The sequence below is a fragment of the Candidatus Thorarchaeota archaeon genome (assembly GCA_021498125.1).
Taxonomy (GTDB): Archaea; Asgardarchaeota; Thorarchaeia; order Thorarchaeales; family Thorarchaeaceae; genus B65-G9.
Genome location: JAIZWL010000001.1, coordinates 95523 through 114567 on the forward strand (window position 1 = coordinate 95523; position 19045 = coordinate 114567).

At 46.1% G+C, this 19045-nt stretch carries 19 protein-coding genes; 11 read left to right on the forward strand and 8 right to left on the reverse strand.

Going from position 1 to position 19045, the window contains the following annotated elements; all coding sequences use genetic code 11:
- Position 1 precedes the first annotated feature (1 nt).
- Both K9W43_00535 and hypA read left to right on the forward strand, forming a co-directional pair.
- Positions 2-1570 (forward strand): succinate dehydrogenase/fumarate reductase iron-sulfur subunit, encoded by a 1569-nt coding sequence (locus tag K9W43_00535; protein MCF2135707.1) that lies wholly within the window; start codon positions 2-4, stop codon positions 1568-1570.
- A gap of 162 nt (positions 1571-1732) precedes the next feature.
- Positions 1733-2122: a hydrogenase maturation nickel metallochaperone HypA gene (hypA, locus tag K9W43_00540; GenBank protein ID MCF2135708.1), complete on the forward strand. Its 390-nt coding sequence runs from the start codon at positions 1733-1735 to the stop codon at positions 2120-2122.
- A 22-nt stretch (positions 2123-2144) separates the two neighbouring features.
- Here the strand turns inward: hypA and K9W43_00545 are convergent, their stop codons facing one another.
- Positions 2145-2522: a 30S ribosomal protein S8e gene (locus K9W43_00545; GenBank protein ID MCF2135709.1), complete on the reverse strand. Its 378-nt coding sequence runs from the start codon at positions 2520-2522 to the stop codon at positions 2145-2147.
- A gap of 150 nt (positions 2523-2672) precedes the next feature.
- Between K9W43_00545 and hypE the strand changes: the two genes are divergently transcribed.
- Positions 2673-3683: a hydrogenase expression/formation protein HypE gene (gene hypE, locus K9W43_00550; protein ID MCF2135710.1), complete on the forward strand. Its 1011-nt coding sequence runs from the start codon at positions 2673-2675 to the stop codon at positions 3681-3683.
- Here the strand turns inward: hypE and scpB are convergent.
- From scpB to K9W43_00570, 4 genes are all read right to left on the reverse strand, one after another.
- Positions 3680-4219, reverse strand: coding sequence for an SMC-Scp complex subunit ScpB (scpB, locus tag K9W43_00555; protein ID MCF2135711.1), 540 nt, complete (start codon positions 4217-4219; stop codon positions 3680-3682). The genes hypE and scpB overlap by 4 nt on opposite strands.
- A gap of 17 nt (positions 4220-4236) precedes the next feature.
- Positions 4237-4956: a hypothetical protein gene (locus K9W43_00560; protein MCF2135712.1), complete on the reverse strand. Its 720-nt coding sequence runs from the start codon at positions 4954-4956 to the stop codon at positions 4237-4239.
- Positions 4953-8543, reverse strand: coding sequence for a chromosome segregation protein SMC (gene smc, locus K9W43_00565; protein ID MCF2135713.1), 3591 nt, complete (start codon positions 8541-8543; stop codon positions 4953-4955). Before smc ends, K9W43_00560 begins: the two co-directional genes overlap by 4 nt.
- Before the next feature lie 173 nt (positions 8544-8716).
- Positions 8717-9085 (reverse strand): roadblock/LC7 domain-containing protein, encoded by a 369-nt coding sequence (locus tag K9W43_00570; protein ID MCF2135714.1) that lies wholly within the window; start codon positions 9083-9085, stop codon positions 8717-8719.
- 178 nt (positions 9086-9263) lie between these two features.
- On the opposite strand from K9W43_00570, the gene K9W43_00575 reads away from it, so the two are divergent.
- The 7 genes from K9W43_00575 to K9W43_00605 all read left to right on the forward strand — a co-directional run bounded on the left by K9W43_00575 (position 9264) and on the right by K9W43_00605 (position 15162).
- Entirely contained in the window at positions 9264-10898 is a 1635-nt protein-coding gene (locus K9W43_00575) for a hypothetical protein (protein ID MCF2135715.1), read from the forward strand.
- 129 nt (positions 10899-11027) lie between these two features.
- Positions 11028-11327 (forward strand): roadblock/LC7 domain-containing protein, encoded by a 300-nt coding sequence (locus K9W43_00580; GenBank protein ID MCF2135716.1) that lies wholly within the window; start codon positions 11028-11030, stop codon positions 11325-11327.
- A 13-nt stretch (positions 11328-11340) separates the two neighbouring features.
- Positions 11341-11808, forward strand: coding sequence for a roadblock/LC7 domain-containing protein (locus K9W43_00585; protein MCF2135717.1), 468 nt, complete (start codon positions 11341-11343; stop codon positions 11806-11808).
- 266 nt (positions 11809-12074) lie between these two features.
- Positions 12075-12638, forward strand: coding sequence for a gliding-motility protein MglA (locus tag K9W43_00590; protein MCF2135718.1), 564 nt, complete (start codon positions 12075-12077; stop codon positions 12636-12638).
- A gap of 16 nt (positions 12639-12654) precedes the next feature.
- A complete protein-coding gene (locus K9W43_00595) occupies positions 12655-13026 on the forward strand; it encodes a roadblock/LC7 domain-containing protein (GenBank protein ID MCF2135719.1) in 372 nt (123 codons plus the stop codon).
- 75 nt (positions 13027-13101) lie between these two features.
- Positions 13102-13869 (forward strand): di-trans,poly-cis-decaprenylcistransferase, encoded by a 768-nt coding sequence (gene uppS, locus K9W43_00600; GenBank protein ID MCF2135720.1) that lies wholly within the window; start codon positions 13102-13104, stop codon positions 13867-13869.
- Between the two features lie 105 nt (positions 13870-13974).
- Positions 13975-15162: a hypothetical protein gene (locus K9W43_00605; protein ID MCF2135721.1), complete on the forward strand. Its 1188-nt coding sequence runs from the start codon at positions 13975-13977 to the stop codon at positions 15160-15162.
- A gap of 7 nt (positions 15163-15169) precedes the next feature.
- On the opposite strand, the gene K9W43_00610 is transcribed toward K9W43_00605, so the two are convergent.
- Together K9W43_00610 and K9W43_00615 are read right to left on the reverse strand one after the other, a co-directional pair.
- Positions 15170-15889: an acetate--CoA ligase family protein gene (locus K9W43_00610; protein ID MCF2135722.1), complete on the reverse strand. Its 720-nt coding sequence runs from the start codon at positions 15887-15889 to the stop codon at positions 15170-15172.
- A 43-nt stretch (positions 15890-15932) separates the two neighbouring features.
- Positions 15933-17375, reverse strand: a complete 1443-nt coding sequence (locus K9W43_00615; GenBank protein ID MCF2135723.1) for a CoA-binding protein — start codon at positions 17373-17375, stop codon at positions 15933-15935.
- 126 nt (positions 17376-17501) lie between these two features.
- Here K9W43_00615 and K9W43_00620 point away from each other — a divergent pair, with 126 nt between their 5' ends.
- Positions 17502-18518 carry a radical SAM protein gene (locus tag K9W43_00620; GenBank protein ID MCF2135724.1) on the forward strand — a complete coding sequence of 339 codons (1017 nt, stop codon included), beginning with the start codon at positions 17502-17504 and terminating at the stop codon, positions 18516-18518.
- On the opposite strand, the gene K9W43_00625 is transcribed toward K9W43_00620, so the two are convergent.
- Positions 18439-19020, reverse strand: coding sequence for a hypothetical protein (locus K9W43_00625; protein MCF2135725.1), 582 nt, complete (start codon positions 19018-19020; stop codon positions 18439-18441). The genes K9W43_00620 and K9W43_00625 overlap by 80 nt on opposite strands.
- Between the last annotated feature and the right edge of the window lie 25 nt (positions 19021-19045).

The window sequence follows — 19045 nt, forward strand, 5'->3', positions numbered from 1 at the left end:
CATGGCAAAGAAAACATTCACGGCTCGTATTGAGCGATATAACCCTGATATTGATGACGCACCGTATTTTCAAGAATTCGAGGTCGAGTACGAGCCTGGTATGACTGTTCTTGATACTCTCCTTTACATTCAAGACAAATATGACTCGAGCCTTGCCTTCCGTTGGGAATGCCGAGGTGGGCAATGTGGTGCATGTGCAGTTCGAGTAAATCTGACCGCTCGACTTGCCTGTCGAACTAAGGTCAATCCAGATGAGGTTCTTGTGCTTCAACCCATGGAGAAGATGCCTGTCATTAAGGATCTTGTAACTGACATGACCCGCACACTAGACCGATTAAAACGTATTCGACCTTATGTGGAACGCGATAAACCCGCGGAACGACCCGAAATAATACATCAACCTGACATTGAGATACTACGTGAGCTTCGCAAGTGTATAGAGTGTAGCGCGTGTCTCTCTAATTGTCCTATTGTACAGGAGACTTGGGACTACGCAGGCCCCATGATCATCCGGCAGCTCGCACGACTTGAGTTGGACCCGCGTGACGTAGAAGATCGTGTCACTATGGCCCTCGAGGAATCTGTGTATTACTGTACTACCTGTAAGATGTGTGAGGATATCTGTCCAAAGCAGATTAAGATTCCAAGTCTTGCAGTAGAGCTTCTCAGAGCAAAGGCGGTCGAAGCAGGATACGAGCTTTCTTCGGGGCAGCAGGGTTTTGTTGATGCGATTAAGAAAACAGGGCGTTCAGTTGCCGAAAAGAGCGTGCCATTACTGAAGAGCATTGAGAGTGAGGAATTTCTTGTAGAGAATCCACGTGGTCGTGTTGCGTTCTTTACTGGTTGCCTGATCGACTTTCGAATGCAGGAGACAGGACGTTCACTGATTGAGGTTCTGAACCGTAACGGGGTTGATGTGATCGTTCCTAAGGAACAGTGGTGCTGTGCCAGTCCAGCATTTCGTACTGGTGCTCTTGATGTTGCACTTGACGCGGCCCGAAGAGTCACAAAGATCTTCGAAGACACTATGGAGAAATACAATCTTGATACGGTTGTTGTGGCATGTGCTGGTTGCGGAAAGACACTCCGTGAAGACCATCCCCCAATGATCTATGACGATCGCGGTGAGGCTCCTAAATTCAAGGTCTATGATCTTGCAGAGTATCTTGTTGATGTAATTGGTCTTGACAATATTGTCAAACCCAAAGGCAAAATCGATCTCAAAATCACGTACCACGAACCATGTCACCTTGGCCGGGGCCAGGGTGTTATCGAGCAGCCACTAGAGCTATTGCAGATGATACCCGGTGTAGAGTACATTGATGACCCCTACAAAAATCGGTGCTGCGGCGCTGGTGGTGGCCTTCGTGCCGGATACCGTGATCTCTCCATGAAAGTTGCCGATTCCAAGAGGAAATACATCGAGGCTACAGGAGCAGACATGGTCACTACTGAGTGTCCCTTCTGTACGATACAGATCAAAGATGCTCTGAAGGAGACCGATATTGAGACCCGCTATCTGCCTGATCTCTTGGCCGAGTCCTACCGAAAAGGTGACTCCGAGTCGTAGCTGGTTTTTGGAGCACGGCCTTGATCTCAAGGCCGTTTCCCCCTCTTTTTCTTAACTTATGGACCGTAATCTTGGTCTCATGATTTTTACATGATTCCTTTATGTTCTCATCAAAATCATCATAACTACAATTTCATCGTCTTTTATTGGAGCGAGTTTACTATGCATGAATTCTCCGCAGCGATGTCGATTGTTGAAACAGCTCTGCAAGCAGCAGAAGAACATAATGCTACACGAGTAATGCGGGTAAACGTTGATGTTGGAGAGTTCACGTTTCTTGTGTTCGAACAGTTAATATTTAATTTCGAGATCGCCTCTAAGAATACTATTCTCGAAGGTGCTGAACTGAAACTCCATACGATTCGGGGGCGTCTCAGATGCAGTGAGTGCGGTTTTGAGGGCGAGACTCAACCCGATCCCACGCTTCCACCAGAGATTGCAATCTTTGCTCCAATGAAATGTCCAAAGTGTGGAAGTGCAGCCACAGAGATTACTGGAGGTAAAGAGTTCGTTATTACAGATATAGAGGCCGAAATTGCCGACTCTGACTGAGTACGGCAATCTATAGGCAAAATTAGATGAGCACGGCGTTAAGTACGCCATCTTGACCTGGTCTACTCGTTACACGGGCTCGACCCTTTGATGTCTTGATGATTGTGCCTCGTGTGATGACCTTCCGTCGTTGATAGTCCATATTTGCGGGATTCTTTTCCACATCCAAGACCTCTGCCCGAAACGCCTGATTCTTTTTCAGATCTGTGACATTGACATATTTGATTCTGAGGGCTGGCGTCTTCTTTTTAGCACCCTTGCTGTCTATCCGGAGGAGCTTGTATTTTCCAATGAGTGTTTCTGTAGGAGTTCTTCCCATTTCGTACTTTCTCTTGCTTCTGAATTTTTTAAGTCGCGCTCCGGTAAACACACGTTTTGATTTTCTGTGCCAGACACCCATATTTGACTACCTCTTGATTGGATTGGGTCACTGTGGCTCTTGGCAGAGTCGTTTTAAATGTTGCTTAGCGACCGTTTTGTGATTTGCTTCCACAAACGACTCGTTCAAATAGTCCATGGAGATGCATCTCATCTATCAAGGTGAATTTCCATGGCCCGGATTGAGACCGCTCATGGCGCAGGCGGTAAGATTATGCAGCGCTTGATTGAGGAGATTATCATTCCCTCTTTTGGACTTACAAAGACTGGTCCTGTAGGTCTTGAGGCGATGGATGATGGTGCGAGTCTTGACCCTGATGGCAGATTCATAGTATGTACTGATGCACATACTGTGCAGCCTCTCTTTTTCCCCGGTGGTGACATCGGCAAACTTACAGCCTGTGGTACGATAAATGACTTGGCGGCAATGGGCGCTCAACCGATTGCGATGACTAATACTGTGATTGTAGAGGAGGGCTTTGAGATCGAAGATCTACAGACCATTCTTCATTCTCTCAATAGTGTCATCGAGCCTCTTGGAGTTGCCATGATTGCAGGTGATACCAAGGTGATGCCTCGTGGGACTATTGATGGTCTAGTGATGTCTACTACAGGTATTGGCCGTGTATATCTTGACAAGCCCATAACCGATTCGGGTGCACAGCCCGGTGACGACATCATTGTTACGGGTCCTATTGGTGATCATGGAGTCACATTATTGGCTCACCGGGAAGGTCTAAAGTTTGAGACCTCTCTTACAAGTGATGTTGCACCTTTATGGGAGCCAATTCGTTCAGCTCTCGATGTTGGAGGAGTTCACGCGATGAAGGATCCGACACGTGGCGGTACAGCAGTTGCGTTGAATGAGATTGCCTCAAAGTCGCAGGTCGAGTTTGAACTTGTTGAGTCACAAATCCCTCTTCGACCCGCAGTTCAATCGCTCTGCGAAATTCTTGGCCTGAATCCTCTACATATGAGCAGTGAGGGACGCGTTGTCATGGTCGTTGACTCTACCATGACCGATGATATCATTGAGGCTTTGCAGCAACACAAGTCTACGCATGATGCAACTGTAATTGGTACGGTCACATCCGGTGATCCCCGTGTAGTATTACGTACGGCTGTTGGGGGTCGAAAGCTTGTGCAGGTCCCCCTTGGTGAACCTGTACCACGAGTCTGCTAGTATTGGCTTTGGCTTCTCTCTTCAGCTTCTTTCTGCTGTTGTAGAATTTGTTTCACCTTGTGTTTCAGTTGCGCCTTTAATCGGATTGTATCATGATCGAGGCCAAAATAGTCTGCGAATAGTGTTGTAGTGCGAAGTAATTTTGAACGCCCCTCCGGTGTGGACTCGATGAACTTTTTCTCAGAGAGTTCTTTGACATGTTCGTACACGTGAGTGCCTCTCTGTGTCACGAGTTCTGATTGGAGAATTGGTTGTTTTAGTGCGATGAATACCAATGTCTGGAGTGTTGCAAAGGAGAGCAATCCTCCCGGAATCAATTTGCCCACACGCGGTGTCAGTTCGGGTCTTAACTGGAGAACGTATCGACTTCTTGGAAGTTCTACAACCTCTAATGCGCCCTCCCTCTTATGATATTCAAACTCAAGATCCTTCAGAAGCTTCTGAGTTGTTGAGACCGCCTTGCCTATAATCTCGGCAAGTTCCTCAATTGTCAATGGTCTCCCGGCCACGTATAGGGCGGCTTCTAACGTTAGCATGTCCTCCTCCACTTGCATCACCCACTTGTGGTAACTTCTACTGTCGTTTCCTCTTCCTCATCGTCTTGCGGAGGTTCAAGTAGTTTTATCCAAATCACGTTATCATCATCCATCCAGAGATCCACATAAGCTCTGGCGAAGAGATGCAGTAGAGCAAATAGAATTCTGACGACCTCACGGCGTGACGGTTCAACAAGAATGTCTGTGAATTTTACGACCTGTCCAATCTTCAGGATGTCCGTGAGATCCTGGTACACCTCAGTAATTGTTTCTTCAACATCAGCCCTAGTGGCGTCCATCTTGAATGATACTGGATCTACCGATGACCTTGTGCGTCGTTTCACAGGAACTGGTCGTCGTCTCACTCCTTTAGTCAAGACTTTGTCCATTGCAACAAGAAGTTCTTGAAGTGTAACACGTCTGTTAGCAAGTCGGAACGGGGGTCGTATGAGCGGTATCTCGAAGTCTTCTTCCTCGTCGTCGTCCTCATCTGGTGGTAAAATCCCCAGCTCAACCAAGTCACGAGTCTTTTTCATGAATATGACTGAGGCCGAATAGAGCGCGTTGCCCGAAATCCGGAAATCGATATCGCCCATCTGCCGCATCTCTTGAAGGAATCCTGATACTAGTTTACCCACATCAACATTCCATGGTTCGATCTTATCGAGCTGAAGCACATCAGTGAGGAGAATATACGGTGGTTCTATCCAGAATGGATGCTGTTCGTCATCGTTCATGCAGCCCCCGCCACCTCCTCTAAATCTACAGCAACAATCCGTGAGATCCCGTCTTGATTTGTCACACCCACCAAGCGATCCGCCTTTCTCACGGTGACATCTCGAAGTGACACAACAATGAACTGCGATGACTTTGACATTTCAGAAATAAGTAGAGCAACATTATGAGCATTTACATCATCAAGTGCCGCATCAATCTCATCAAAGACATAGAAGCTAGCAGGGCTGTGTAATTGAATTGCAAAGATGAGGGCCAGCCCTGTTAAGGTCTTCTCCCCACCACTCATTGCATCAAGGGAGACGATGTCCTTCCCACGTGGTTTTGATCGTACGGTGATTCCCCCCATAAGTGGATGCTCGGGGTTTTCCAACATCAGGCTTGCCTCTCCACCCGGGGAGAGTTTGGCGAAGACCTTTGAGAAATTATCTGCTATCTCATTATAGACCTGAAGGAACTTCTGAGTCTTCTCTCTCTCAAGTTCTTCCATGAACTTGAGTATCTCTTTATGTTCCTCCTCCAGTTTTGTCTTCTTTTCAACAATTTCTTCATATCGTTCTTTTTCCGCGTCATAGTCTGTAAGTGCTTTCAGGTTGACAGGACCCATTGCCTCTAATTCACGGTTTAACGCTCTGAGTTTTTCTTCGAGGTCTTCTATCTCTTTGTATGTCAATTCTCTCATCTTGTCGCGTTTGGCAAGTTCATCATCAGCATCGGCCATCTGTTTTAATTCAGCAAGCGATGCTATGATCTCGTTCTGTAATCTTGACTGTTCTGACTGTAGTCTATATACTGCCTTTTCATTTGAAGTCTGGGCATCTCGGATCTCCTCGTGACGGAATCGTATATTGCGTGCCTCCTCCTTCAAATGTATCTGGCGGACACGGTGATCTTTCACAGTTTCCTCTATTTTCTCTCTCCGTTCACGGAGAACTTCGGCCTCTTGTTCCTTACTGGCAAGATGTGTTTCTAGCTGTCTGACCTCCGCCTCAAGACTGGGGATAACTGCTGAGAGTGCTTGGATACGTAGTTCAATCTCATCGGCCTTTGGCTTTAGTCTCTCATCTAAGGCGACTCTCAGAGCAGAAATCTCTTTTTGAATATCATCCCTCTTTTTCTTTAGATGTTCTGCTACGCCAGTAAGGTTGCGAATATCTTGCGAAATCTGAGATGCTTTAGATGTGGCTAATTGCTCATTGCACTCATCTCTCTCAGCACGAATTCTCTCTCTCTTTTCGGTAAACTCCTCATCTCTCTTGCGTAGATCCGTGATCTGGCTCTCAAGTGCCTTAATCTGGATCGTTGCAGACTCAACCTTTCTTTGGAGTTGCTTCTCTTTCATCTCCAAGTTTTTCAGGGTTTCTTCGTGATTCTCGAGCTGAATTCCTGATCGGTAGTTTACCTTTGATAAATCTTGGATCTCTCGTTCCAACTGTTTTTTGGATTTTAGAAGTTCTTGGCGTTTTGCGATCAGGCTCTCGAGAATCTCCTCAAGCCCTTGTAGCTTTTCTCTTATCTCGGGGCTCTTGTCTTCAATTTTTAGAGAGAGGCCCGCCGATCCTCGTTGGTAATGCCCTCCACTAATCAGTCCGGATCTCTCAACAAGGTCGCCTTCAAGAGACACCGCACGCCATCCCTTAAAGCCCATTTTCTTGGCGGTGCTAAAGTCTTCAGTCACGATAGTATTAGAAAATACAAATTCGAAAGCGGCCTGAACTTTTGGATTGAATGTTACAAGATCCATTGCATAGCCTATAACTCTCTCATCATCAGGGATGTGTCCAGGTGATCTCGTCTTGATCCGATTTAGTGGTATGAATGTCGCTCGTCCTGCATGGTCGCGTTTCAGTATCTCAATACAGCGAGTAGCGACATCTTCGTCCTCAACAACAATATGAGTAAGTCGATTACCGCCAGCAATCTCAAGTGCTACAGCATATTCAGGGTCGATTGTACCAAGTTCCGCAACAGTTCCATAGATGCCCTCGACCTCTCCTGTGTCCCTCATTTTAAGGACTCTCGCCACCGCCCTCTTTCGTCGGAGAAATGCCTCTTCAGCCTCCTTTAGGGCGTCTCGTCTGGCTTGCATCTTGATGAGTTCATCTCTTGTTGCCCTGACGATTCCCTCAGACTCGCTGATCTCTTCTTGTAAAGTTGACAATTGCCTGTCTATATCCTCAACCTCCAGGCGTTTGGATGCCTCAAGTTCTCTATTCTGCTGTAACTTCTCTCGTTCTCTGGGAACATCTATTCTGAGTTTTTCGAGTTGCTCCCTTGTCTTCACGAGACTCTCTTCGGCATCGCTCATTTCTTCATAGGCGATTCCGAGTTCTCTCTCATCACTCTTAATTGAGGAACGTATCTCCGAAACGCTCTCATCAAGAGAGATCATCTCACTGTTGAGGGTCTGCAATCTTCTCTGCAGTTCATAGTAATTGTCTTGTTCTTTGTCTAGGCTCTCCTGAAGCATTGTAATCTGTTGTTCTACCTTTTGTAATTCTGTCTCTGTCTCTTCTAAACGAGCAGTATGTTCTTGGATGGACTCATTGTTCCTCTTGATTTGGTCTTTTACCGACTTCTGCGCTTCAACGAGTTCATCCAATTCTCGAATCTTCGCTTCGTGATCCTCTCTCGCACGTTCGAGATCACTTTGCACATGGCCTACCGCTGCAGAGACCACCCCTAATTGTTCGGAGATTCTACTAGAGTCGCCACCAGTAATACGATCAATCTCTTGGTCGATTGACTCTATCTCCTCCTCAACATCCTTGCTCTTCTCTTCGAGTTCGTCAAGTTCACGTCTTAATCTCTCGGCTTCTTCAGCACGTTCGGTCAGGGTCTCACTAATCGTTTCAATTCGATTCTGTGATTTGATTATCTTCCATGCAATGATGTCGATTTTGATGGTCTTCATCTGATTTTGGATGTTTGTATATCGCATTGCATCTTCTCTTTCTTCTTCAAGCTTCTCTAGATGCCGTCGTCTCTCTTGGAGTTGAGTATCTACTTTGGAGAGATTAGCCTCGCTCTCTGAGAGTTTCTTCAGGGCTCGTTCTTTCTGTTCATCGTATGCTGAGATTCCTGCGATCTCCTCGATTAGTTTGCGTCTATCATTTGGACTGACTTTGACCATCTGGGCGATCTCGCCTTGTAATACAAGGTTGTAGCCGTTAGGATCCACCCCAATACTCCCAAGTAGATCTAGGACTGCCGATCTTGTCACGACCCGTCCATTTACTCGACAGACTGACTTGCCTGTTTCATCAAGTTCTCTCTCAATGACTACCTTATCCGCATCAACAGCCAATTTTCTATCTTTGTTGTTGAAGTGGAGTTGAACGACTGCCGATTTTGCCTTCGGAGGCATTCCTGGTTTAGGCGGAGAATAGAGCAGGTCTGAAAAGACACTGGCTCGGAGGGTCTTTGCACTAAGCTGCCCCAATACAAAGAGTAGTGCATCGATGACATTTGATTTGCCTGAGCCATTGGGACCGACTATGCATGTAAATCCAGGATCGAGCTTGATAGTAACAGTATCTCGCCCGAATGATTTGAATCCTTTACAGACGAGTTTGTCTATGTATACCACGTCACGGTCCCGCCCGAAATCGATGTTTCACTTGTTCTATGTTTGCGTCTATATGTGGGTGATACTGCCCACTAAATACACTTGGTAATACCAATGTAATATACAGACAATATTGACATATCACATTTTGTGAATGACGCGGTACTGTAGAAAAAGGTCTCTCTCACATATACCTAGTCGCCTACCATATTAAGCAATGCTCTTCTCAGAGCTATTCTGATAAGACCCATAGCTTCTCTTGCAGTTTCTCCTGCAATGCCTGCAAGAACCATTTCTACATCCCCAAGAATCACAACTAGGCCTTTTTCTGAAGCGATTGTGACCTCCTTGAGTCCTCCTTGTTCTAGACCTGAAACGAGCTGTGCGGAGTTTCCGGCGATCTTGACTGCAAGCTTTGCCACTTCCGTCTGATTCACATCTTCAGTCACAGTATGTCCAAAAATTACCTTCCCTTTTGCATCACATACGACGATTCCCTGAATATCTGCGTTTGCCGCCATTACTTCGGCCACAATATTTTCAATTTTTGCTTTATCAACCATTTCGCCAGTCCTCCGGGCTTCCGCAATAAACGATGTTATTATTCAAACGACTATCCTGTTATATATATGTCACCGTTTACCGTTATGACACGATAATACTCTATGTGTAGTGATTCTCTATTTTGTCTTCTGCACGATTCATTTAATAGTGTTGGCTGAAAATACCCTCTGATTACGCATGCCGCTTTTTAAACCGTCATCAAAGAGATTTCCCAAGTCCTCATCAATGGCAAAAGACATTCCCTACGTTCTTCGAGTTGAGTTTCGTGACTTAGAACGTGGCGCTTCAACTATTGTTGGGAAACCTATTGCATGTTTCAAATGTAATGCATATCTGACAGACCCCTCTCAGATCATAGATGATGAGGCAACTGGGAAGCATTTCATCTGCCCCTTCTGTGGGACTTTGAATATTATTGAGGGCGAAGTTCTTCTTGCGGGAGATGATGCAGATATTGTTCTTAGTTCTCCACCGGATACGTCCACTGACACATCAGTTCATCCATACACAGGAAATTCTTTCTTGGCCGTTCTCGATCTGTCCGGTTCTATGAGTGGGGCTTCGCTTGCCGCCGTTAAGCGTAGTCTTACATCATCAGTAGATAGTCTGGTTGCCAACTCTCCAGATACCGTGTTTGGCCTGATCGAGTTCGAGTCTTCAGTCAGATATCGTAATATCGGCAGTGGCACTATACTTGAACTTCCGTCCGATTCTTTCTTTAATTTTAACACAATAGTTTCGAATGCAGAGCAACTTGTGGATGCCATCAAACTCATGGCTGTTGGACCCAATGCTCCCTCTATCAAGAGATATATCAAATCGCTCTCTGCACGAGGTATCACAGCTCTTGGCCCTGCTATGGTCTTTGCATACGTTATAGCCAAACATCACCATGTAAGTCGTATCGTCTTATTGACTGATGGATTGGCAAATCTTGGCATCGGCTCATTTGAAGGATTCCAAGCAATCCCTCCAAAGGAGTTTTACTTGAGTATAGCTAAGCAGTTTTTCGAAGTTGGTACGACTGTGGATGTTGTTGGAATCGCTTCATCATCTGGGCTTGAGATGAAGACACTTGGAATTCTCCCAGATACAACTAATGGGCAGATGTATTATGTCACTCCGAATGAGCTAGATTTGAGTATGTCCGAATTAGCTGGTACCGAACTACTTGGTCATGATGTAGAAATCAGAATAATTACTCCCTCTGGTGTGACCATCCGCGATGCCTCTGGTCTCTCGCGCGTAGCCTCTGACCTCTTGAAAAAGAAGCAAGCCACAAAGATTGGGTCTGTTAGCAGTGATCACGAGATCTGTATTGAGGTCGCCCCTGAAGGGACGCTTGAGGCCGATGAGGTTCCTATCCAAGTACAGGTCGAATATACTGATGCTGATGGAGCAAGGCGTGTTAGGGCAATGACAACAACTTTACCAGTAGCGCATGACGAGTCTGAGTTGATATCGGAAATGGATCCTACTGTCAGTGCCACTTTTGTAACCCAAAAAGCAGGAGAGGCATCTTTTGATGGTTCAAGCAAAGAGGGCCGAGATATCATTACGACATTTCGAGCGGCACTGAAAAAGCGCGCCAAATCTGCACCCGAGGCAGTTCGTCGAGATCTGGAAGAAGTTGACTTGGTTCTCTCCGAAGAAGAAGCGGAGATGGGTAAAATCGAGGAAGAACTGGAAATGGCACCTCCTGCGGCTCAAGCCCGTGTTGCAGATGCTGCATTCACTGCGCGATATAAACAGAAACGGCGTACTTCTAAGGAGCTCTTCAAGAAAAGTAAGAAGAAGAGCAAATCCAAATAGATCTCTCCTTCCCCGTAGAGCTCAAAATGCGCAAAATATGTACCTTTTATTGTGGACATTGCCACAAGTCTAAAATAGCCCTGCGTGGGGGAGAAAATACTGACATAAACTATAGCAGGGGATCAACGATTGGTAAGCCAAGAGAAGCTTCAAACGATTTTATCACGGCTCAAATCACAAGAGGGAGTACGTGGTATTGTTGTTACTAATATGGAAGGACTTCCCTTGAGTAGCGACCTTGATCCCGAGACTACTGAGATAGTTGCTGCTATTGTCACCTCTCTCGTTGGAAAGGCCCTAGAGGCAGTACGCGAACTTCGAGAGGGGTCGTTGTCATTCCTAACTCTTGACACCACTAAGGGTCAAATCAATATCGCACCTGACGTGAAAGAGGGCCTAATCTTAGTAGTCCTCAAGAGTACAACTTGAAGGGGTATGTTTCATGAGCGATCCTAAGGTTTTCGACAAGATCCTCACCGATATCATCAGACAAGATCGAGGCATTCGACGTGTGATTCTCGTCGATAAGACGGGTCTTACAATTGCACATGTATCGCGTCTTGCATACTTTGCAGTTGATGTGGATAGCATTGGCGCAATTGCAAGTGCAGTATTCTGTGCAAGCGAGGAACAAGGAAAGAATCTACAAATCGGTGATCTTGAGATTGTCACCTCTGAATTCTCAGAGGGTAAGATTTTTGCTTCTGCTTGCGGCAAGGGTGTTTTATGCGTCGTATCAGAGGCTCAAGTTAACATAGGTCTGATCCGGCTTGTCATGAAGAAACAGGGTTCACAGATAGCCGAGGAATTAGACAAGTTCCTGGCAGTAGAACCAATGGCGCCTTCAAAGGACAAGGAATTGGATGAAGAGGATCTCAAGTCTGCACTTGCTGAGCTGGAGCGTGTGTGAGAGTACGCACTCGATCATACAGTTCTAGATGTTCATCGTGTATTATGATGGGACTTTGGACAACGGACAAAGGCTTTTATGAGACTACCCTTCTAACAGAGTCAACATGTGAGACTCAAGTCTTATAGCATAGACTTGTGTTGAGCATGTGATGACTGGCGCATCTACATGTGTGAGGCCACGAGATGGGTCTGCTTCAAGAACTGACCAGAGTAAATTGCCAAAACAATGCGATTTTGGCCAAGATGTTCCAATGAGGTGTTAGCGTGAGAAAAGACGATAAGGGTCGTATCCATCTTAAGTTGGTCTTTTACGGGCCAAGTCTGGGTGGAAAGACTACAGCATTGCGATGGCTCTATGGTAAAGTGGAAGGTCTTCAAAAAGGTGAGTTCACTGCAATTGAGGACGAAACCAATCGGACACTGTTCTTTGACTATGTTCCTATGAGCGCTGGTGGTCGAGTTCTTTTTGATGTCTTTACAGTGGCTGGTCAGAAGCGTCATCGTCATCAACGAAAAGTGGTTTTGCAGGGCGCGGATGGTATTCTGTTCGTGGCCGATTCTTCACCCGATCAACGAGAAGAAAATGTTGAGAGCTTTGAAGAATTGAAGATGTTTCTTGGAGATGCATTAGGTCGAGAAATACCGATTGTTGTCATGCTTAACAAACGTGATCTACCTAATAGGATGTCACGTGATGAAATGTTGGATTTATTAGGGCTTGGCGGTAATGTTCCTATCTACGAAACAATTGCAGTTCAAGGCGTAGGAGTTAAGAGAGCATTCCAAGCTATAGCAAGAGAGGTAATCTTGAAGCGACTGTACAAGTAGCAATTGGGTGAGCATTATGAGTGAAACTCGTGGAGAAACACTTGAAAGCGTGTTAAACGAATTACAGGGTAACATACCTGAGATTGAAGCGGCAGCAATTGTGAGTGTGGAAGGTCTTCCTATTGTGTCTGCACTGCCCGCTGACGTTGATGAGGCAAAGCTCGCCGCAATAACCGCTGCTATGTTGACTCTTGGTGAAAAGGCATCAGTCGAACTCGGGAAAGGCGAATTAGAACAGGTTAACGTAAAGGGTGTAGATGGTTGGGTACTGGTCGTACAGGCTGGGCTGAATGCATGTCTTACCGTTTCTACAACTGCCTCTGCAAAAATTGGTCTAGTGTTCCTTGACATGAAGCGTGCTGCTGAAAAGGTTGCATCAATGATCTAATCTGGCCTCTCTCGTTTGCCATGACCAAAGTCTAATAGGTAAAATGGTAGATAGGCCTCACTGGGTGTGGCAAATTTGAATATCACGGGCCCCATGTATCGTCTATACGAATATGTTCTCTATAGGCAATTGAACAAAGAGCGAGCGCCACGTCATGTGGGAATTATCCTTGATGGGAATCGGAGATATGCCCGTGAGCACGGTCTTGATGTACCTTGGTATGGACATCGGCTAGGTGCGCAAAAGGTCATGGAAGTCCTCCGAATTCTCTGGGAGGCTGGAGTGAAAGTCTGTACACTCTATGCATTTTCAATGGAGAATTTTCAACGCAGTCGAGATGAAGTTTCAGAGATCATGGCCATCGCAAAAGACAAGTTTGCAGATGTGATTGAAAATCCCGATGTGCACAAGCACCGTGTCAAGGTGCAGGCTATAGGCCGTGTTGATCTACTTCCGGCTGAGGTTCGTGATGCGATTCGATTGGCAGAAGAGGCAACGGCACACTACAATGATCATATCCTTAACGTGGCAATTGGATATTCTGGGCGAACCGAACTTGTTGATGCTGTACGTGCTATCGCTGAAAAGGCTCGTACAGGGGAAGTAAATCCCTCTGATATCAATGAGACCCTTATCGAAAAGCATCTCTATACACACGGTCTCCCCGATCCCGATCTTATCATTCGTACCTCTGGTGAGGAGCGTCTCTCCGGATTCCTTCTATGGCAATCCGCATATTCTGAGCTCTATTTTGCTCAGATTTACTGGCCAGCTGTGCGACGAATAGATATTTGGCGCGCTTTACGATCATATGAACGGCGATCACGTCGTTTTGGTTCATAGTCCTCTTCTCATGTGACACTTTGGTTTTTAAGTTCAAATTGAGGGCTCAATCTGGCGGTTAATTCCCTGTAAGATGATTGTCTACTAATTGGGAGATTGTACGACTTGGCACGAACACCACTTGATGTCTATAAGGGTCTGGCGAATGTGCGTCTACCTAAAGATGTGGTTAAACAGATAACTAGGACGGCCAGTAAATTCTCCGATTTTCATTTTGCCGGGCAGAACATGTCCATGCACTTGTCACGTTTCTTGGCATTGATGTGTAGATTGATTGCATTTTTGGAAGGGCGTCGAGACGTTGAGATCTCGGATTTACCCGCAGCTATTGATCTACTAGATTATTTTACATCTACCAACAAATGGTGGCAGATGACACGTGACCAACCGGGATTCATCATTAGACCTGCATCACGAGATCCGCGTGACTTCATCAAGTCTTTAGCACAGATTCGACTGGGCGGTGCCACATTGGGCCGTATTAATTCGGCGACTGAGCGATTTGATTCTTTTCTTTCCGAACACGAAGTCGGCGGAGCTGAAGAGCGTACCATTCTTCGAGATGCAATGACCTCAAGCTGGGTCCTATTATGTGCAAGCTCCTGTAAGAACCAAGGACAGACAACAACGACTGAATCCGATTTTGAAATCGCATACGACATTCTACGAATCGTTCTCTTCTATACTCCGCCAATCGACTTCCGTGCGCTCGAGGCTGTTCGTAGAATAGCTCGTAATCCTCTCTTAGGACGGATTGCATCAGTTGTACTCTCGCCCGGTTTTGAAAAGCAGTTGGAGTCGTCTCCCGCAGCGCTTTTAGAATTCGAGCACACTCCAGTTGTACGTGGGCGATGCGCAAACTCCTATAGGTTGATCCTTACCAACTCCCTACGTTTTTTGGTGCAGCTCCGTGCGGCTCTAGACAAGATCGATCGAGTGGAGGCTCAAGAGTATGCCATTATGATTCTTCGGTCTTTGGATCTTCTTGCACCAGTTAATGTTGCACCAAGCTTCTTTCACGATAACAAGTATGTCACTGCATTGCTAGAGCGTCTCCCCTCTCATCAAGATTTTATTGAGCGTCTTGACCTCATAATGCAACGGATTGAAACCCTCATTGCCGACGCTCAAAAGAAGGATTTCCTTCTTGCCTACTCTAAATTAGTACCGCGTCTAACCTCTCTGTTGCTATTCCTCTCATTAGCGGCTTCTAATACGGATGATGAGCTTGATGATCACGACTTGAAGAAAGGCCTAGTACTACTCGGCCGTCTCTTGTCGCAACGTGCCTGATCTCTATCTACTCGTCAATTAGGATACGTGCATCCACCACAAGGGCACCCTTCCCTTTTTCGTATACAAACGTCGGGTTACAGTCCAACTCACGAATCTCAGGATTCTCATCAATCATCTTCGAAACGCCCATGATGACGTCAACAAGCGCATCCACATCGCGTGGTGGTTGCCCACGTACACCCTCAAGGATCTTTGCAGCCTTGATCTCGCCTATCATTTCTCTGGCATCATTCTCGGTGAGCGGAATGAGTCTAAAGGTGACATCCTTGAGAACCTCAACAAAGATTCCACCAAGACCGAACATTAATGCATGCCCAAATTGTGGGTCTCGTGTCACACCAACAATAATCTCTGTACCCATTTCTGCAAAGTTTGAGATGAACACACCTCTGCTCAAGTCCACCTCGATATTCTCTCTCGCACCGTATTTTCTTGCATTTTCCATTATCTCGTTAAAAGCCTCTCTTATAGATTGCTCGTCTTTAAGATTAATCTTGACTCCGCCTGCATCAGACTTGTGAAGGATGTCTTTAGACAGGATCTTCAGCACGACTGGGAACCCTATCTTCTTTGCTTTTTCTACGGCCTCGTCTGCAGTAGTCGCAGTATCATAAGGTGGGATTGGAATTCCATATTCCTTCATGATATCCTTGGCCTCATTCTCTAACACAAACGTTCGACCTTCATTCCGAGCCGTTTCGAATATCTTCTTTGCAACTTTCATCTTTTCAGGCCTCTCTCACTTCGTTCAGAAACATCAATCCTATTTATGGCTTGTCAGCAATTGTCTTTGTGAATTTACTCCCGTATTTTATTTCTCCATATCGGGCAAGCGCCTTCGCAGCTACTGCTGCCTTCTCTCCTGTAGCATAGGTGGGAACTCCCATCAGTTCCATGATCTCACCCGCTTTGGTTGTAAATGCTCCGCCCATTGCCACGGTGATGAATGGAATGTTTGATTGACGCTGATAGTTTGCTATGACATTGGTGATGTCCATGCCTAATGTTGGTGTCTGCAGGAGCATTCCAACAAGGACAATATCGTACTCACCGCTCTTTAGCGCTTCATCAAAGACAATATCATAACGACTGGCATCAGAGTCACCCACAACATCTACCGGGTTGCCAATAGCACAATAACCGGGCAATCGTGTCTTGAGCGTTTCCTTTAGCTCCTGTGAAGGATGTGGTATGGCCAATTCAACCGACTCGAGCGCGTCAGTTGTCATAACTCCAAGTCCCCCACCATTAGTCACAACTAGGACTCGATCTCCCTTTGCTGGGGGTTGCATTGCTAGGGCTTTTGCCATATCAAACATATGTTCAAAGTTATCTGCTCTGATGACTCCGGCTTGTCTATATGCGGCATCAACTACCTGATCCGAGCCCGCAAGAGATCCGGTGTGTGAGCTGGCCGCCTCCTTTGCTCGTTTTCCGCGTCCCGACTTGACGACAATAACGGGCTTATGCGGTGTGACCTCTTTGGCAGTATTAAAGAATACACGGCCCTTGCCAGGATCGTAGCCCTCTGTATAGAAACATATGACTTGTGTAGATTCATCATTTGCGAGATACCGCAGCAGATCATCATCGTCAACGTCGCATTTGTTGCCGAGACTGATTATCTTACTAATTCCCATACCGAGTTCTGATGTCCAGTCAGAGATTGCTGCTGCAAAGGCTCCCGATTGAGACACGAGCGAAATGTTTGCAACATTGCTGGCCTTTGGGCGTCCACATCTATATTCCGGAAGAAAGAATGTGTCGATATTGCTGTGGGTGTCTATCACTCCGACACAATTTGGTCCGATGATACGAATTCCATTTTTCTGTCCTATATCGACAATCAAGTCTTCAAGTTCGGCGCCACGTGGCCCAGTTTCGGAAAAGCCTCCTGAAATGACAATGGCAGCTTTTACGCCCTTGGCTGCAATATCTTCAAAGACTCTTGGTGTTATTCTTGCAGGAACTGCGACAACAACCATATCCACCTCGTCAGGAATATCTTGAAGTGATGGATAACAGGGAACACCAAGTACCTGAGAATATTTTGGGTTGACAGCAAAGACTTTTCCTGTGTATTGTGGTTTGATAAAATTCTGAAGTATTGCCTGCCCTACACTATTTTGTGTAGCAGATGCGCCATAAATCGCAATGCTTCTTGCGTTGAAGAACACATCAATTTCTTTTTGGCTCGGTTCAGTTGGCAACGTATCACCTTCAGGTTGTATGCATGCGACTGAGTTCATCGGACTTTACCCCGTTATGTAGCTTCTCATGTGGCAACATCATAATTATAATATGATGAACCCCTCCCCGCTATGTGAGGTCGTACATTGACATTTGACATTCTCTCAGATGGGATGCATCTACTTGAAATTCCAGCAACCGAATTGGACGAATTCTTGCGGAAGGGGTTCAGCGTCCGCAAGCATAACTTTGGTCGCAATTTTTACTGTTACGGCCCAACCTCCTATCCTCACAATATTCCCTCACATAAGCAAAGCAATACTGAAAACTTCATCTCTCTAAGCGTGACCGGTACCTCTTGTTCTCTCATGTGTGAGCATTGTAAGAGTCGGCTTCTTGTGGGAATGGAATCTACCACAAGTCCTGAGCAAATGATACGGCGGCTCGAACGTGCAAAGGCGGCTGGTGGGGACGGAGTTCTGATTAGTGGTGGTTCTGACGCAGCCGGGCATGTTCCTCTATTACGTTTTGGTGAGGCAATAAAATATGCAAAGCAGAAGCTCGGATTAGAGGTGGTAGTACATACTGGTCTTGTGAGACAAGAAACTGCGGAGATGCTGGCGCAGGCCGAAGTTGATGCAGCAATGTTGGATGTGATCGGAGATGAGGTTGTGTCACGAGAAATATATCATATTGAAGATGGCCCACATAAGATGAGGGTCTCGCTATCTCTCCTGAAAGAATCTGGGGTTCCTATAGTTCCTCACATAATGGTCGGGCTCTATTATGGTCAAGTCCGAGGTGAGATTGAGGCTCTTCAGATGGTCTCGGAATTCTCTCCTGAAGCTGTAGTGATTATCGCATTAAGCCCTCTTCGGCATACCCCCATGGAGAATTTGCCACCGCCTTCGCCCGAATCAATAGGACGCGTTCTTCTTGCGGCCCGTTTGGGCCTTCCTGATATTCCGTTGCTTCTTGGTTGTGCACGTCCTCTTGGGCAACATAAAATCGACACGGATCTCTATGCTGTACGCGCAGGAGTCAATGGCATTGCCTACATCAGTGAACAGGGCGTCCAAGAGGCTAAGCACCACGATCTGAATCCAGCCTTTCTTGATGTGTGTTGTAGTCTTGCCTATCGTCATGTTCGAGAACAAATGTGACCGCCTTTCTTGTCAACTCATATCCTATATCGAACAGCCAGAGTCCAATCGCTGTGGGAATGAATTCGCGCCAGAACATTCCCAGTACAAGTGCTGACAATTTGAGGGTAAATCTGTACTCAAAGAACGTATTCATCATGCCTTTCGAGAATCGTTCGGTTCTGTCATTTCCCCATTCATCTAGAGCTGCACCAACCATCAGCGTCACAAGGATCGTGACCCACACGAACCAGTTAGTGATCTGTGGGATTCCCACATACCATAAGATCCCTCCAATCATGACGAACCCGATGAAAAATTGAGGCCTATTTACTTTCCCTGATGCTATTACAGCTAAAATGATTGCCGTCATTAGCACGAGGTCCCATTCAGTCTGCGTCATTAAAATCCCGAAAGAAACCCCTGCAAGTAAGAGTGGGATCCATGCCAATCTTGGTCTATTCAACTCATCAAGTAGATCATCTCCAAGTTTGAGAGTCACACCTGCTGCTAGATATACCACGTAATAGAAGAACCAGTTGAGCACC

Excerpts from the sequence above, each read along its gene's own strand:
- K9W43_00535 (MCF2135707.1), top strand. The coding sequence starts at position 2 with ATGGCAAAGAAAACATTCACGGCTCGTATTGAGCGATATAACCCTGAT.
- hypA (MCF2135708.1), top strand. The coding sequence starts at position 1,733 with ATGCATGAATTCTCCGCAGCGATGTCGATTGTTGAAACAGCTCTGCAA.
- K9W43_00545 (MCF2135709.1), bottom strand. The coding sequence starts at position 2,522 with ATGGGTGTCTGGCACAGAAAATCAAAACGTGTGTTTACCGGAGCGCGA.
- hypE (MCF2135710.1), top strand. The coding sequence starts at position 2,673 with ATGGCCCGGATTGAGACCGCTCATGGCGCAGGCGGTAAGATTATGCAG.
- scpB (MCF2135711.1), bottom strand. The coding sequence starts at position 4,219 with ATGCTAACGTTAGAAGCCGCCCTATACGTGGCCGGGAGACCATTGACA.
- K9W43_00560 (MCF2135712.1), bottom strand. The coding sequence starts at position 4,956 with ATGAACGATGACGAACAGCATCCATTCTGGATAGAACCACCGTATATT.
- K9W43_00570 (MCF2135714.1), bottom strand. The coding sequence starts at position 9,085 with ATGGTTGATAAAGCAAAAATTGAAAATATTGTGGCCGAAGTAATGGCG.
- K9W43_00575 (MCF2135715.1), top strand. The coding sequence starts at position 9,264 with ATGCCGCTTTTTAAACCGTCATCAAAGAGATTTCCCAAGTCCTCATCA.
- K9W43_00585 (MCF2135717.1), top strand. The coding sequence starts at position 11,341 with ATGAGCGATCCTAAGGTTTTCGACAAGATCCTCACCGATATCATCAGA.
- K9W43_00595 (MCF2135719.1), top strand. The coding sequence starts at position 12,655 with ATGAGTGAAACTCGTGGAGAAACACTTGAAAGCGTGTTAAACGAATTA.
- K9W43_00610 (MCF2135722.1), bottom strand. The coding sequence starts at position 15,889 with ATGAAAGTTGCAAAGAAGATATTCGAAACGGCTCGGAATGAAGGTCGA.